13 protein-coding genes and 2 tRNA genes are annotated in these 15,613 nt (G+C 68.3%); 11 read left to right on the top strand and 4 right to left on the bottom strand.

Features of this window, described 5'->3' with window-relative positions; translation table 11 throughout:
• Positions 1-470: 470 nt before the first annotated feature.
• Positions 471-902 (top strand): M48 metallopeptidase family protein, encoded by a 432-nt coding sequence (locus tag ACWEPL_RS30470; protein WP_452438177.1) that lies wholly within the window; start codon positions 471-473, stop codon positions 900-902.
• On the top strand, positions 899-1,483 hold the full coding sequence (locus tag ACWEPL_RS30475) for a hypothetical protein (RefSeq protein WP_397374638.1): 585 nt from the start codon (positions 899-901) through the stop codon (positions 1,481-1,483). The genes ACWEPL_RS30470 and ACWEPL_RS30475 overlap by 4 nt, the downstream gene beginning before the upstream one ends.
• Here the strand turns inward: ACWEPL_RS30475 and ACWEPL_RS30480 are convergent.
• From ACWEPL_RS30480 to ACWEPL_RS30490, 3 genes are read right to left on the bottom strand one after another with little or no spacing between them, the layout of a single operon-like run.
• Positions 1,470-2,456 carry an endonuclease/exonuclease/phosphatase family protein gene (locus tag ACWEPL_RS30480; protein WP_452438178.1) on the bottom strand — a complete coding sequence of 329 codons (987 nt, stop codon included), beginning with the start codon at positions 2,454-2,456 and terminating at the stop codon, positions 1,470-1,472. The genes ACWEPL_RS30475 and ACWEPL_RS30480 overlap by 14 nt on opposite strands.
• 32 nt (positions 2,457-2,488) lie before the next feature.
• Positions 2,489-3,049 carry an NUDIX hydrolase gene (locus ACWEPL_RS30485; protein WP_363971062.1) on the bottom strand — a complete coding sequence of 187 codons (561 nt, stop codon included), beginning with the start codon at positions 3,047-3,049 and terminating at the stop codon, positions 2,489-2,491.
• Entirely contained in the window at positions 3,046-4,269 is a 1,224-nt protein-coding gene (locus ACWEPL_RS30490; protein ID WP_452438182.1) for a zinc-dependent metalloprotease, read from the bottom strand. Before ACWEPL_RS30490 ends, ACWEPL_RS30485 begins: the two co-directional genes overlap by 4 nt.
• Before the next feature lie 130 nt (positions 4,270-4,399).
• Between ACWEPL_RS30490 and ACWEPL_RS30495 the strand changes: the two genes are divergently transcribed.
• From ACWEPL_RS30495 to ACWEPL_RS30535, 9 genes are all read left to right on the top strand, one after another.
• Positions 4,400-5,473 (top strand): NAD-dependent epimerase/dehydratase family protein, encoded by a 1,074-nt coding sequence (locus ACWEPL_RS30495; RefSeq protein ID WP_363971101.1) that lies wholly within the window; start codon positions 4,400-4,402, stop codon positions 5,471-5,473.
• A gap of 86 nt (positions 5,474-5,559) precedes the next feature.
• Positions 5,560-5,985, top strand: coding sequence for a molybdenum cofactor biosynthesis protein MoaE (locus tag ACWEPL_RS30500; RefSeq protein WP_350725367.1), 426 nt, complete (start codon positions 5,560-5,562; stop codon positions 5,983-5,985).
• Positions 5,986-5,995: 10 nt separating this feature from the next.
• Positions 5,996-7,042, top strand: coding sequence for a YlbL family protein (locus ACWEPL_RS30505; RefSeq protein WP_363971065.1), 1,047 nt, complete (start codon positions 5,996-5,998; stop codon positions 7,040-7,042).
• Positions 7,043-7,171: 129 nt separating this feature from the next.
• Entirely contained in the window at positions 7,172-10,120 is a 2,949-nt protein-coding gene (locus ACWEPL_RS30510; protein ID WP_452438179.1) for a UPF0182 family membrane protein, read from the top strand.
• A gap of 58 nt (positions 10,121-10,178) precedes the next feature.
• Positions 10,179-10,255: transfer RNA gene (locus ACWEPL_RS30515), tRNA-Met, on the top strand.
• Positions 10,256-10,499: 244 nt separating this feature from the next.
• Positions 10,500-10,573, top strand: a tRNA-Met gene (locus ACWEPL_RS30520).
• 99 nt (positions 10,574-10,672) lie between these two features.
• A complete protein-coding gene (locus ACWEPL_RS30525) occupies positions 10,673-11,131 on the top strand; it encodes a group II truncated hemoglobin (protein ID WP_452438180.1) in 459 nt (152 codons plus the stop codon).
• Positions 11,132-11,140: 9 nt separating this feature from the next.
• Positions 11,141-13,636: a DUF4118 domain-containing protein gene (locus ACWEPL_RS30530; RefSeq protein WP_452438181.1), complete on the top strand. Its 2,496-nt coding sequence runs from the start codon at positions 11,141-11,143 to the stop codon at positions 13,634-13,636.
• A complete protein-coding gene (locus tag ACWEPL_RS30535) occupies positions 13,633-14,316 on the top strand; it encodes a response regulator (protein WP_355197088.1) in 684 nt (227 codons plus the stop codon). The genes ACWEPL_RS30530 and ACWEPL_RS30535 overlap by 4 nt, the downstream gene beginning before the upstream one ends.
• A 261-nt stretch (positions 14,317-14,577) precedes the next feature.
• Here the strand turns inward: ACWEPL_RS30535 and ACWEPL_RS30540 are convergent, their stop codons facing one another.
• The gene (locus ACWEPL_RS30540) at positions 14,578-14,976 is read right to left on the bottom strand and encodes a hypothetical protein (protein WP_363971073.1); all 399 of its coding nucleotides are present in this window, start codon (positions 14,974-14,976) and stop codon (positions 14,578-14,580) included.
• Between the last annotated feature and the right edge of the window lie 637 nt (positions 14,977-15,613).

The raw sequence follows: 15,613 nt of genomic DNA on the forward strand, positions 1-15,613 counted from the left end.
CTCAGGGTTCCAAACGCAGGGGCGTGACGCGGCCAAGGAGGGCGGCTGAGGGGGATCGTTAGATAAAGGTCTGGTAAATCAAGCTTTCCCGAAAAATGACCGAATGTCGGAAGCTCGAGGGGCCGGAATGAAGATCATTTAGAACGCTCCCATCACCACAAGACCCCGCAAACTACCCCAGAACCAAGACCGCCAAGGCTTGGAAGCCGTGCTGAGGTGGGAATCTTCCGTCTGGCCCGTGACCACGGCCTCCGCCCGCATGATCAGGCGCTCGACGCTCATCGGGAAACGCCGCATGCCCAAATTCACCGGCTCTTAATCATCTGACCAGCAGAAACAACGTCCACCCTCTGTGGAATTTCGCCAGGGTCGGCTACCGTGCATATGTGCCCCCCGAGACAGTCGAGGTTCGTCGCAGTTCTCGTCGCCGGCGTACGGTCTCCGCCTACCGCGACGGCGACAAGACGATCGTGCTCCTGCCCGCCTGGCTGAGTGGCGAAGACGCAGATGAATGGGTGAGCCGGATGCTGGATCGGCTGGCTGCGAAGGAACGCCGACGAAGGCCCACCGACGAGGCGCTGCTCGAACGAGCCAGAGAACTGTCAGCGAAATTCCTCGACGGCATGGCGGAGCCGGCGAGCGTGCGCTGGGTCGACAACCAGCAGCACCGATGGGGCTCGTGCACCCCCGAGAACGGCACGATCAGGATCTCGACCAGGCTCAAGGGCCTGCCCGAATGGGTCATCAACTACGTGATCATCCACGAGCTGGTGCATCTGCTGGTGCCCAGCCACGGTGCCAAGTTCTGGGCGCTGGTAGAACAGTATCCCAAGGCAGAACGCGCGCGCGGGTTTCTGGAGGGATTCTCGGCCGCGGCCCAGACGGCACCGGAGGAGTGTTGACGCGCATCGCCGCGGTCCTGGTACGACAGCGCATGGCACAGGCGGCGCCCCCGGGCGTGGATCCTGCACGCTTCCTCGAAGCGGTCGCGGAGGACACCTACGAGATGGTCGCGGGGCTGGAGCTCGTCACCCCGGTCCTGATCACCAGCGTTCCCGAGCTGGAGGAGATCGTCTGGCCGGGCACCGAAGTAATCACGATAAAAGACGACGAACCGCTAAAAATCATCCTTCAGCGCCTCAAGGCCGACCAAGTCGCTGTGATCAGCGCGGACGCGCCCGACCTGCCGCCCCTCCTCGTCGGCAAGCTGTTCAGGGAGCTCGGCAGGGCCGAGATCACCATCTGCCCGGCGGAGAACGGCGGCGCCGTGGCCATGGCCTGCGCGCTCCCCCCGCCCACCTGGGCGGACCCCGACCTCGACGACGAGCGGATCGTGGCCACCCTGCGCGCCCAGGCCCCGGGCCCCCGCAAGGTCGCCACCACCCCGGGCTGGCACCGCCTGCGCACCCCCGAAGACGTCGAACGCCTCGACCCCGGCCTGGAAGGCTGGGAAAGCACCAGGGCGCTGATCAGGGCACGGTGAGCTCGGCCAGCACCGCCCGGTGGTCGGTCTTCGGCACGTCGCGCACGCTGACCTCCTTCACCCCCACCCGCTCGTCCACCAGTACGTGGTCGATCGTGATGATCGGCGGCACCCGCTTGTTCGCCGGCCACGTCGGTATCAGCCCGGCCCCCACGGTGTCGGCCGCGTCCTTGTAGCCGCGAGCCAGCAGCCCGCGCAGGGCGGCGTGGTCGAGGGAGGCGTTGAAGTCACCCGCGATGATCCGGATCCGGTCAGGGGAAGTGGAGGGAAAGGCCGCCATGGCCTCGTTCCACTCGATGACCTGGGGTCCGAGCGGCGGGAACGGATGCGCATCGATGAACTCGATCGGCTTCCCGCCCGGCAGCGAGATCAGCGCGGCGGGCATCTGGTGCCCGACCGGCGGCATCAGGTTCCACAGCGGCTCCACCGGATGCCTGGAGTAGAGCCCGCTCCCGCCGGCGCTCCACTCGTCCTGCAGCACGCGGTACGGCATCAGCTCCTTGAGCCCGGCCTCGTCGAGGTCGGTGACCGCCCCGGGGGTGAGCTCCTGCGTGCTCAGCACGTCGGGCCGGAACTCGCGTACCAGCTTCATGATCGTCGCCGTGTCGGCCCGGCCGAACAGCATGTTGATAGTCATGACCTTCAGCGGCCTGCCCGTGGTGGCCTCCGCCCTGCCCAGAGCCCTGGGCAGCACGCTGAAGCCGAGTGCGGTCGTGGCCAGCAGCGCGACGGCGGTCGCCGCCCGCTTACGCCCGACCGCGGCGATCAGGAGCGGGACCAGCGAGCCGGCCGCGGCGTACGGGGTGGCGGTCATGATCTGCGTGGGCAGCGACCCCCGCTCGAGACCGGCCACCCGCACCACGGCCCACGCCGCGAACGGGGTCACGGCCAGCCAGGTCAAAGTAGTCGCGGGAAACTTCCGGCGCTTGCGCCGGGGTGTCACGATCGTGCCGCCGACGGCAGAAGTCTCCACGCAGCCCCCTATTTGGAACGACGCAAAAGACTCTAGCCAAACGTGCGTGAGCCCGAGCTAAGAGCCGCCTGTCCACGTGCGGCCAGCCGCCGCGTCGCCTCGTCGGACAGCTCGGGGATCGCGTCCACGGGGAACCAGCGCAGGTCGAGCGACTCGTCGCTGATCACGGCCTCGGCGCCGGGCGGGGCCACGGCCGCGTACTCGACGTCGAGATGCCAGCTGTACGGGGGATGGCACCACACCTCGTGCCTGTCGACCGCGAGCGGCCCGGGCAGCAACTCAAGCCCGGAAATTCCCGACTCCTCCCATGCTTCCCGCAGAGCAACATCCACGAGCGACATGTCGGAAATCTCGCAGTGGCCACCCATGGGCAGCCACTTCTTGGCCTTCGGATGCAGCGTGAGCAGCACCTGCGTGCCGTCGTGCGACAGCACCGCCGTCGTCGCCGTCAGATGCCCCGGCACGCATTCCCGCAGCATCGCATCGTCATGCGCACGCAAATGCTCCAGGAACTCCAGGCGCAACGCCTCTTCCTCGGGCGTGGGCGCGCTCCACGCGGACAGCACCGCCACCGCGTCGCCGTGCAGGCTCAACTCTCGTCGCCCTTGTCGTCCTTGTCACCTTCGTCGTCCGGCTTCGCCTCCAGCTGGGAGATGTCCCAGGCCGCCTCACCGCGTACGAACGCGTCGGGATCGTCGAGGTCGTCGGCCGTCGGCATGAGATCGGGGTGGCCCCACAGCGCGTCGCGCCCCTCGAACCCGCGCTCGCTCTCCAGCGCGCGCCACAGCGCCGCCGCCTCACGCAGCCGCCGGGGCCGCAGCTCCAGCCCCACCAGCGTGCCGAACGTCAGCTCCGCGGGCCCACCGGTCGCGCGCCGCCGGCGTACGGTCTCCGCCAGCGCCACGGCGGAGGGCAGCTTGCCCTCGGCGGCCTGGTCGACCACGGTGGCCACCCACCCCTCGACCAGGGCGAGCATCGTCTCCAGCCGCGCCAGAGCGGCCTTCTGCCGCTCGGTCTCCTCGGGCTTGAGCAGGTTGCCCCCGCTCAGCGCCTCCTGGATCGCCTGGGGATTGTTGATGTCGAGACCGCGGATCTGCTCCTCGAGCGCCGAGGTGTCGACCGTGATGCCCTTGGCGTATTCCTCGACCGCGCCCAGCAGGTGGGAGCGCAGCCACGGAACGTGCTGGAACAGCCGGTGGTGCGCGGCCTCGCGCAGCGCCAGGTAGAGCCGGATCTCGTCGGCCGGGATCTCCAGCCCCTCGCTGAATGAGGAGATGCCCCCGGGCAGCAGCGCGGCCGTGTCGGACAGCGGCAGGCCGATGTCGGTGGTGCCGACCACCTCGCGGGCCAGCGAACTGATCGCCTGCCCGATCTGCTGGCCGACCATCATGCCGCCCATCTGCTTGAGCATGCCGAGCAGCGGGCCGGCCATCTGCTGGGCCTCGGGAGGCAGCCCGGATCCGCCGAGCGCGCCGCCCATGGTCTCGACCATGCGCTCCGCGATCGGCTCGCAGAGCTTGCGCCAGACCGGGATGGTGTTCTCGATCCACTCGGACCGGCTCCAGGCCTGCGGGTTGGACACGCCGCTCGGCAGTGTCGTCGCCTCGTTCAGCCACAGGTCGGCCAGGCTCAGCGCGTCGACGATCTGACGGCGCTCGCCTTCCATGACGCTCGGATCGCCTTGGGCGACCACGGCGTGCCGGGCGATGTTCTTCGCCATGTCCCAGTTGACAGGGCCTGAACCCTGAGGCGCCGACAGCATGTCAGCGAACTGGCGCATCGCCTGAGCCATCTGCTCAGGGTTGCCGAACATGGCGAACGGGTTCTCGTTAGGGTCGTTTTCGCGACCTGGCAGGTCAGTCACCGCTCTACCTCGTGCAGGATGGAGGAGTCCACATCCGCCACGTTAGTCGTCCTACGGCGGATCAGTGCAAAGTGAGGACCTGGTGCCTACCTCGAAACGCCCGAGCCAACCCGTAGTAGCCGTCACCGGAGCGGCCTCCGGCATAGGCCGAGAGCTGCTCGCGAGGCTCGTATCCTCCGCGGATTTCCGCAGGGTGGTGGCCATTGACGAGGAGCGCGGTGATGTCGGGGAAGCCACGTGGAGAGTGATCGACGTACGGGATCCGCTCTTGGCGAACCGGATCTCCGACATCGACGTCCTGGTCCATCTGGCCGGTGACTACGCCGTCGACTCCGACCCGTCCGAGCGGCGCGCGTACAACCTGCGGGCCGCCCAGACGGTGCTGACCGCCTGCGCGGCGGCGCGCGTCCGGCGTGTGGTGCTGGTCACGAGCGCCATGGTGTACGGCGCCGCGCCCGACAACGAGGTGCCCCTGCCCGAAGACGCCCCCGTGGCGGCCGAGCCCGACACCGGCGTCGTGGGCGACTACCTGGAGATCGAGTCCCTGGTACGCCGGTCGCTGCGCAGCCACCCCGGCCTGGAGGTCACCGTGCTGCGCCCGGCCGCGGTCGTCGGCCCGGGAGTGGACACCGTCATCACCCGTCACTTCGAGTCGCCCAGGCTCCTGACGGTCAAGGGCTGCAACCCGCGCTGGCAGTTCTGCCACATCGACGACCTGGTCTCGGCACTTGACCTGGCCGCCCGCGGTGTCGTCACGGGCGTGGTCGCCGTCGGCTCCGACGGATGGATGGAGCAGGAGCAGGTCGAGGAGCTGTCGAGCATCCGCCGGTTCGAGCTGCCCGCGGGGCTGACGTTCAGCACGGCCCAGCGCCTCCACCGGCTCGGCATCACCCCGGCCCCGGCGACCGACCTGCACTACGTCGTCTACCCGTGGGTCGTCGACTGCACGGCGCTGCGCGAGGCGGGCTGGAAGCCCTCGTGGACGAACGAGGCCGCGTTCGAGGAGCTCCTGGAGCTGCGCGAGAACAGGACGACCGTGGTCGGCCGGCGCCTGCCCGTCAAGGAGGCCACGCTCACCGCGGCCGGCGCCACCGTGGCCGTCATCGGCACCGCCGCGATCGTCCGCCAGGTGCGCAAGAAGCGGCGCGCCTGAGAAATCCGCCGTCAACCCGGCCTTGACCAGGTACGACGGCGTTTCGGGAGTCCAGCGGGCGGATTTCTTGTTGGTAGGCTCTTTGCGTGGACGTCATCCGGTTGCTCGGCATTCGTGATACCGCCCTCTCCGTCGACGAGGTGCTGGCCGCCGTGGGCGACCACGCCGCCGGCGGCACCGCCCTCTTCGTGGGCACCGTGCGCGAGCAGGACCACGGAAAACCGGTGACCGGGCTCTCCTACTCGGCCCACCCCTCGGCGGAGGCCGAGCTGCGGCAGGTCGCCGAGAAGGTGGCCGCCGACTTCCCCGTGACGGCGCTGGCCGCCGTCCACCGCGTGGGCGATCTGGAGCTGGGCGAGGCGGCCGTCATCGTCGCGGTGGCCGCACCCCACAGGGACGAGGCGTTCAAGGCTTCGAGACGGCTGATCGACGACCTGAAGGCAAACGTCCCCATCTGGAAACACCAGGTGTTCGCCGACGGTGAGACCGAATGGGTCGGCGCCGGCGAATAAGCTCATCGACATGTCACGACGCGCCCTGACCCTTCTGCTCGCGGGATTCCTTGTGCTCGCGCTCGGCGTGGTGGGCGCGTTCAGTCCGGTCCCGTACGTCGTGCTGAGCCCCGGCCCGACCGAGAACACGATCGGCGAGGTCGACAAGAAGCCCGTGATCTCGATCAAGGGGCGGGAGACCTACCCGACCAGCGGCGCGCTGAGCCTGGTCACGGTGGCCTACCAAGGCGGCCCGGCCGCCCAGATCGACCTGCTGACGGCGTTGCGCGGCTGGATCGACCCGACCGTGGCGGTGGTCCCGCAGGAGACCATCTTCGCTCCCAACCGCGACCCCAAGGAGGTCGAGGAGGAGAACACGGTCGAGATGACCAACTCCCAGGACTCCGCCAGGGCCGCCGCCCTCAGCGAGCTCAAGATCCCCTTCAACATGGTCGTGACCGTGGTCTCCACGGAAAAGGGCCGGCCCGCCGACGGCAAGCTGCTGAAGGGCGACGAGATCAACTCCGTGGACGGCAAGCCCGCGAAGGACGTCGACGTCGTGGGTGACGCGGTCAAGGCGCACAAGCCGGGTGACAACGTGGCCTTCTCCGTCACCAGGGGAGGCCAGAAGCTCGACGTCACCGTGCCCACCGTGGCCGGGCCCAAGGGGCAGACCCTCGTGGGTGTGGTCATGCAGGCCAAGTACAAGTTCCCGTTCGACGTCGACATCAACGTCGGCGACGTCGGCGGGCCGAGCGCGGGGCTGATGTTCTCGCTCGGCATAGTCGACAAGCTGACGCCCGGTGAGATCACCGGCGGCAAGCGGATCGCCGGCACCGGCACGATCCAGCCGTCGGGTGAGGTCGGCGCGATCGGCGGCATCGCCCAGAAGATGGTGGGCGCGAAAGACTCCGGCGCGACGGTCTTCCTGACGCCCGCCGACAACTGCGCCGAGGCCATGCAAGCCGTGCCCGACGGGCTCCGGCTGGTCAGGGCCGACACGCTGCATGACGCGGTGCTCGCGCTCGACGCGCTGCGCACGGGCAAGGGAAACGTGCCCGCGTGCGAGGCCGGATGAAACTTCTGGAGCTCGCCGTGCGTTAGCCGTAGGGCTGGCACTGCGGTGTAAGTTGCCAGACACGGACCGTTTCTTCATCACGACGAGGGGTTGGCCTTGAGCTTCCGGACCCCAGGAGCCGGTAGGGCGATGCGCTTGCCCCGCCGTCCGAGACTGCTTCTGCCTGTGGCGATCGCTCTGGTGGCGATCGTGGCGCTATTTTTCCTATTTTCCGGTATTTATACCGACTATCTATGGTTTGACGCGGCCAGGTACACGTCGATCTTCACCGGCGTCCTGCTGACCGAGATCGTGCTGTTCCTGGTCGGCGCGCTGCTGATGGTCGGCATCGCGGGCGGCAACATGCTGCTGGCCTTCCGGACGCGGCCGATGTTCGGGCCGGCGATGTTCGGCGGGGGCAGCGGCGCCGATCGCTACCGCATGGCGCTCGACCCCCACCGCAAGCTGATCTTCATCGTCGGCATGGGCCTGCTCGCCCTCTTCTCCGGCTCCTCCTTCGCCGGACAGTGGGAGACGTGGCTGAAGTTCGTCAACGGCGAGTCGTTCGGCAAGCAGGACACGCTGTTCGGGCTGGACATCTCGTTCTACGTGTTCGACTATCCGTTCATCCGGATGGTGCTGAACTTCCTGTTCACCGCCGTGATCATCTCGATCGTGCTGGCGGCGATCACGCACTACCTGTACGGCGGGTTCCGGCTGCAGTCCCCGGGCGTGCACGCCTCCAGGGCGGCCCGCGTCCACCTGTCGGTGCTGCTCGGCGTCTTCGTCCTGCTGAAGGCCGTCGCCTACTGGGTTGACACCTACGGCCTGGTCTTCTCCGACCGCGGCTTCGTCCACGGCGCGTCCTACACCGACGTCAACGCCGTCCTGCCGGCCAAGACCATCCTCGCGATCATCGCGCTGATCTGTGCCGTCCTGTTCTTCGCCGGCGTCTTCCGGCCCGGCGGCATGCTCCCCGGCGTCTCGGCCGGCCTGCTCGTGCTCTCGGCCATCCTGATCGGCGGCGTCTACCCGGCGCTGGTCGAGCAGTTCCAGGTCAAGCCCAACCAGCAGGGCAAGGAAGCGGCCTACATCCAGCGCAACATCAACGCCACGCGCGAGGCGTACAACATCGACAAGACCGAGGTCGAAAACTACAACGCCGAGTCCGACCCGTCCAAGGTCCAGAAGGAGGGCGACGCCTCCGTCTCCGGCGTCCGGCTGCTCGACCCGGCGCTGCTGTCCTCGACGTACGAGCAGACGCAGCGCATCCGCGGTTTCTACAACTTCGGCGACACGCTCGACGTCGACCGCTATCCCGACAGCACCGGCAAGCTGGTCGACCATGTCGTCGGCGTGCGCGAGATGACCGGTCCGCCCGAGGGCCAGAACAACTGGATCAACCGGGCCCTGGTCTACACGCACGGCTACGGCTTCGTCGCCGCGCCGGGCAACCAGGTCGACGGCGGCGGCCTGCCCAACTACGACGCCAAGGACATGCCGGTCACCGGCCCCCTGGCGACCACCACCGGGCTGCGCCAGCCGCGCATCTACTTCGGCGAGGAGCCGGCCGCCGAGGAGTACATCATCGCGGGCGGCAACCCGAAGACGAAGGAGCTCGACTACCCGCAGACGGGCGGCACGGGCCAGGCCGACAACATCTACGACGGCAAGGGCGGCGTCCGCGTCGGCTCGTTCCTCAACAGGCTCGTCTACGCCGCCAAGTACGGCGAGGCGAACATCCTGCTGTCGGGCGACGTCAACGACAACTCCCAGATCCTGTACGTGCGCAACCCGCGCGACAGGGTCCAGAAGGTCGCGCCCTTCCTCACGCTCGACGGCAACCCCTACCCGGCGATCGTCGACGGGCGCATCACCTGGATCCTCGACGGCTACACCACGTCCAACGACTACCCGTACTCGCAGAGCGAGAGCCTCGGCGACATGACGCGCGACGCGTCCACCGACCGCCGCGTGATCGCCCAGCAGCCGAGCGACAAGGTCAACTACATCCGCAACTCCGTCAAGGCCACGGTCGACGCCTACGACGGCACGGTCACGCTCTACGGCTGGGACACCAACGACCCGCTGCTCAAGACCTGGAGCAAGGCGTTCCCGGGAGTCATCCGCCCGGCCTCGGAGATGAGCGCCGACCTGCGCAACCACGTCCGCTACCCCGAAGACCTCTTCAAGGTGCAGCGCTACACGCTGTCGCGCTACCACATCACCAACCCGGCCGCCTTCTACAACGGCCAGGACTTCTGGAACGTCCCGGGCGACCCCACGCAGAACGACAAGAACATCAAGCAGCCGCCCTACTATCTGACCACCACGATGCCGGGCGGCACGCCGACGTTCTCGCTCACCACGACGTTCGTGCCGCGGCAGGGGAGCGCCAACCTGTCGGCGTTCATGGCGGTCGACTCGTCGGCCGGCTCCGGCTACGGCCGGCTGCGCATCCTGCGCATGCCGTCCAACACTCCCATCCCGGGCCCCGGACAGGTGCAGAACGCCTTCCAGAGCCGCCTAGCCGGTCAGCTCAACGTGATGGGCGTGGGTAGCTCGTCGCTCCGGTACGGCAACCTGCTGACGCTGCCGTACGCGGGCGGCCTGCTCTACGTCGAGCCGGTGTACGTCCAGGTGGCCGCGGGCGGTGGCCAGGAGCCGTACCCGATCCTGCAGCGGGTCCTGGTGTCGTACGGCAACAAGATCGGCGTCGGGCCGGACCTGGAGAAGGCGCTCGCGGAGGTCTTCGGCGGCCAGCAACAGCAGCCGAACACCCCCACCGAGCAGAACGTCCCCAACCAGGCCAACACGGCGATCAACTCGGCGATCGCCAACGCCAAGAAGGCGTACGAGGACGCGCAGAAGGCCCTGCAGTCCAGTCCGCCCAACTGGGACGCCTACGGCGAGGCGCAGAAGAGGCTGGAGGAGGCGCTGAAGGCGCTGGAAGGGGCCAACGCCCAGCAGCCCAAGCCCTCGGCGACCCCGTCGGCCACTCCATCCGCCGGTCCGTCGGCGACCCCGTCGGTCGCGCCGTCGAGCACGCCTTCCGTCTCGCCATCGCCTACGGGATCGCAGGCGGCGGGCACGTCCTAGCCCAATCGGTTTGCGTCCACCCCTCGTCGCCCACTAGTCTTTAAAAGCAACAACGCGACGCGGGGTGGAGCAGTTCGGTAGCTCGCTGGGCTCATAACCCAGAGGTCGCAGGTTCAAATCCTGCCCCCGCTACCAGTCCAGAAGCCCGGACTCCTTAATCGGAGTCCGGGCTTTTGCTATTTGGTCCCACGGGGGTCCGGCGATGCGTTCCCCGCCCTGCCGCTGCCCGAGACACCGCCGCTCCGTCAGCGGCGCCAGCCGTGGACGGTCGCGCGTGGGCCGTCCACGGCCCTCCCTCAAGGGGACGGCGGGCGGTTCGGAGTCGGCGTTGGTCAAAGCACCGTCGCGGGCCCTGTATAGTTATATCCAGAGACACCGACGCGGGGTGGAGCAGTTCGGTAGCTCGCTGGGCTCATAACCCAGAGGTCGCAGGTTCAAATCCTGTCCCCGCTACAAAGCCAGAGTCCCTGGTCACCGGAGAGATCCGGAGACCAGGGACTCTGTCGTTTTCCGACCTTGCCGCCATCGTCGCGAAAATGATTACATCATTACATGAGTGAACCCACGCTGTACGACTGGGCAGGCGGCACTGAGGCGTTCGAGCGGCTGACCGAAGCGTTCTACCGCACGGTCGTCAAGGACGACCTGATCGGCCCGCTGTTCGCGCACATGGACCCCGATCACCCCAAATATGTGGCGATGTGGCTCAGCGAGGTCTTCGGCGGCCCCGACCGGTACACCAAGGAACGCGGCGGCTACCCGAACATGCTCCGCCACCACCTCGCCAAGGCCATCACCGAGCCCCAGCGCCGCAGGTGGGTGAATCTCCTCATGGACGCGGCCGACGAAGTGGGACTGCCTGACGACCCCGAGTTCAGGGCGGCGTTCGCCGGCTACGTCGAATGGGGCACCAGGCTGGCCAGGCACAACTCCCAGCCGGACGCCACGCCTCCGCTTGAAGCTCCCGTGCCCCACTGGGGTTGGGGGGTCGCGCCGCCGTACCAGCCGTAACCTGGAGGAATGGGGAGCACGTCCCGCGGGAGGCTGCGCGTTCATCTGGGTGCGGCGCCCGGCGTGGGCAAGACGTACGACATGCTGAGCGAGGCGCACCGCGCCCGCGAACGTGGCAAGGACGTGGTCGTGGGCTTCGTCGAGACCCACGGCCGCGCCAGGACGGCCGGCCTGCTCGACGGACTCGAGGTCCTGCCGAGGCGGACGATGACCTACCGCGGCGCGACGTTCACCGAACTGGACGTCGATGCCGTCATCGCCCGCGCCCCCACCGTGGTGCTGATCGATGAGCTCGCCCACACGAACGTTCCCGGCTCCCGCAACGTCAAGCGCTGGCAGGACATCGACGAAGTGCTCGACGCCGGCATCGACGTCGTCTCCACCCTCAACATCCAGCACCTCGAATCCCTGAACGACGTGGTCGAGCAGATCACCGGAGTGTCGCAGCGGGAGACCGTACCCGACGAGGTGGTGCGGCGGGCCGACCAGATCGAGCTCGTCGACATGGCGCCCGAGGCGCTGCGCCGGCGGATGGCACACGGGAACGTCTACCCGCCCGATCGCGTCGACGCCGCGCTGGCCAACTACTTCCGCGTCGGCAACCTGACCGCCTTGAGGGAGATCGCCCTGATCTGGCTGGCGGACAAGGTGGACGAGCAACTCGACCAATATCGCGCCGAACATGCCATAGCGGGCACCTGGGAGGCCCGCGAGCGCGTGGTGGTCGCCCTCACTGGAGGCCCGGAAGGGGACACGCTCATCCGCCGGGCCGCACGCATCGCGGCCAGGAGCAAGGGGGCCGATCTGCTGGCCGTGCACGTCACGAGCGCCGACGGCCTGACCTCCGGCGGCGACCCCGCGAACCTGGTGCACCAGCGGGCCCTCGTCGAGGCCCTCGGCGGTTCCTACCACCAGGTGGTCGGCGACGACATTCCGCATGCGCTGCTGGAGTTCGCCCGTGGCGTGAACGCCACCCAGCTCGTGCTGGGCGCGTCGCGAAGAGGACGGCTCGCGCAGATCGTCGCGCGCGGCGTGGGTGTGACGACGACGGCGCTGTCCGGGCCGATCGACGTGCACATGGTGACGCACGAGGCGACCAGGACGGGCCGGGGGCGGGCGCGGTCGAGCGCCGCGCTGACGCGCCGGCGGCGGCTGTCCGGCTGGGGGCTGGCGCTGCTCGGGCCGCCACTGCTCACGGTCGCGCTCCAACCGCTGGGCCTGTCGCTGCCCAGCGAGATCCCGCTCTTCCTGCTGCTGGTCGTCGGGGTGGCCCTGGTGGGCGGCATGTGGCCGGCGTTGACGGCGGCGGTGCTCGGGTTCGGGCTGCTCAACTGGTTCTTCACGCCGCCGCTGCACACGTTGACGATCGCCGAGCCGCAGAACGTGCTCGCGCTGACCACGTTCGTGCTGGTGGCGGTCATGGTCAGCACGGTCGTCGACCTGGCGGCCAGGCGCAGCAGGGAAGCGGCGCGCTCGCGGGCGGACGCCGAGGTGCTGTCCACGCTGGCGGGTCACGTGCTGAGGGGTGACGCGGCGTTGCCGTCGCTGCTGGCCAGGACGCGGGAGACGTTCGGGTTCGGCTCGGTGACCCTGCTGGAGCGTACGGACGACTGGCACATCGTCGCGACCTCGGGCGGCGTGCCGTGCACGAGCCCGGGTACGGCCGACACCGACGTCGTGATCGACGAACGGCTCGTGCTCGCCGCCCGGGGGCGCCTGCTGGACGCGAGCGACCGGCGGGTGCTGGAGGCGTTCGCGGCGGAGGCGGCGGTCGCCCTGCGCGAGCAGCGGCTGCGCGAGGCGGCCGAGCAGGCCGAGCCGCTGGCCGAGGCCGACAGGATGCGCACCGCTCTGCTGGCCGCCGTCAGCCACGACCTGCGTACGCCGCTCGCCTCGGCCAAGGCTGCGGTCGAGAGCCTGCGCAGCACCGACGTGACCTGGTCGGACGAGGACCGCGGCGAGCTGCTGGCCACCGCCGACGAGTCGCTGATCAAGCTGGACCGGCTCGTCGCGAACCTCCTCGACATGAGCCGCCTCCAAGCAGGCGTGCTCGGCGTGAACCTGGAGCCCGTGGCGATCGAGGACGTGCTGCCGCACGCCATCGACGACCTCGGCCCGCTACGCGACCAGATCCGCAGCGACCTCCCGCCCATCGTCCCCGAGATCATGGCCGACCCCGCTCTGCTGGAGCGCGTGCTCGTCAACGTCATGTCGAACGCCGTCCGCTACAGCCCCGACGGCGAGCCCGTGCTCGTCAACGCCAGTTGGCACGGCGACAACGTGGAGATCCGCATCATCGACCGGGGCCCCGGCATTCCGCCGGAAGCGCATGAAAGGGTGTTCATGCCGTTCCAGCGGCTCGGCGACCGCGCCAGCCACACGGGCGTGGGGCTCGGCCTGGCGCTCTCGCGCGGTCTCACCGAGGCGATGGGTGGCACGCTCGTGCTGGAGGACACGCCCGGAGGGGGACTGACCATGACCGTCTCGCTGCGGAGACATCCGTGACCCGCGTGCTCGTGGTGGACGACGAGCCGCAGATCCTGCGTGCGCTGCGCGTCAACCTGGCCGCCCGGCAGTACGAGGTGGCCGTCGCGGCCGACGGCGGCTCGGCGCTGCGCCAGGCCGCCGAATGGCATCCCGATCTGGTCATCCTCGATCTCGGGCTGCCCGATCTGGATGGCGTGGAGGTGATCGAGGGGCTGCGCGGCTGGACCGCCGTGCCGATCATCGTCCTCTCGGGGCGCGCGGACAGCACCGACAAGGTGGACGCGCTCGACGCCGGCGCCGACGACTACGTGACGAAGCCGTTCAGCGTCGACGAGCTGCTCGCCCGCGTCCGCGCGGTGACCCGCCGCACGGGCCAGCACGAGGAGGAGACCGCCACGGTGCGGCTGGGCGATCACGTGATCGACCTCTCCAGCAAGACGATCTCGGGAGGGGTACGGCTGACGCCGACGGAGTGGCACTTCCTGGAGATCCTGCTGCGCAACCCGGGCAAGCTGATCAGCCAGCGCCAGCTGCTGCGGGAGGTCTGGGGAGACTCCTACCTCAAGGAGACGCACTACCTGCGCCAGTACATGGCCCAGCTCCGGCGCAAGCTCGAACGGGATCCCGCCCGTCCGGTGCATCTGCTGACCGAGTCGGGAATGGGCTACCGGTTCCAGCCGTCGGCTTCCTCCGAGTAGCAGTGGGCTGACGGCCTGACGAGCATCACGACCGCTCGCTGTGCGGCCCAGCCCAGGAGCAGGATCCCGAAGGCCACCTGCACGACCCGCATCCAGAGGGAAGAGCTCTGATCGGCATAAACCACGACGCCGACCCACATAAGGCCGAATATCCCGACTAGTGCGACTGCCGCCCAGTTCAACCCGCGCTGCCACATATGCGAAGTCTTACAGCCGGTCAGCCAAGGCCGGGTATGGGCCGAGTGCTCATCGGGTCAGCGGCTAATGCGGGAGGGTCCGTCTCATGCCGACGCACCGGCGCAGGCGCATTCCGCGCGGGCGCTGGGGGACGGACTCCTCCAGGCAGGCGAGCAGCAGGGCCGCCGTACGGGCGTCCGCCAGGATGCGCTGCACGGCCTCGCCGTCCTCCGGCATCTGGCCGCGCTCGGACAGCTCGTGCTTGAGGAACGCCATGGGGTCGGGCGCGTCCGCGATGTCGGCCGCCACCGTCGCCCGCGCCGCCGTGAGCAGACGCAGGTAGTGGGTACGGAGTACGGCCTCGCGCATGCGGGCGTGTTCGAGGTCGTCGATCAGCGTCCTTGCGATTCTCAGCAGGTCTCCGGCATGGGTCGCCTCGTCGGCGAGGAAGGCACGGATGTCGTCGAACTCCGAGCGAGTCATAGCGGGCACCTCCGAGAGCGCAGTCTGCTCGTAGGTACTTCGTACCTGGCAGCGATTGCGGATGACTTGCCGACGGCTTGACAGCTGGGGCGCCGACCTGGGTGTCCTTGGTGAGGTTTGGGCGTTGCGTGGTGAGGGAACAACCACGTGATTACCTGAGTGGCGCGAAGTGGGTGCGTCGGGCTGCTAGAGTTGCTTCGCGCAGGGCGGCCGAGGGAGTCCACAGAGACTCCCGGAGACGCCCGGCAAATCCCACTTACTTCGAGGGTCGCCCTTCGGTGGATTCGCACCGGTTCGGATGGCCTGCTAAGTTAGAGGGGTTGTCCCGGAAGCGGGGCGGGTCTTAATTCCAGCAGGTCGAGCAAGTCGGGTCAATTTGACAGGGACTTGAACGGCTGAAAGAATAAAGACACAACGAAATGAACGCCTCCGAGCGAAAGACCGGAACGGTTTTGAGCGAGGAAGTACGCGTCCGTTTCTTGAGAACTCAACAGTGTGTTAAAAGCCAGTGCATGAGATACACATGCATATCCCCGTCATTTATTGACGGAAATTGCTTGGATTCACAATCCAAACGGTAGACATTGTTTGGAGAGTTTGATCCTGGCTCAGGACGAACGCTGGCGGCGTGCTTAAC

Source organism: Nonomuraea sp. NPDC004186 (genome assembly GCF_053603495.1).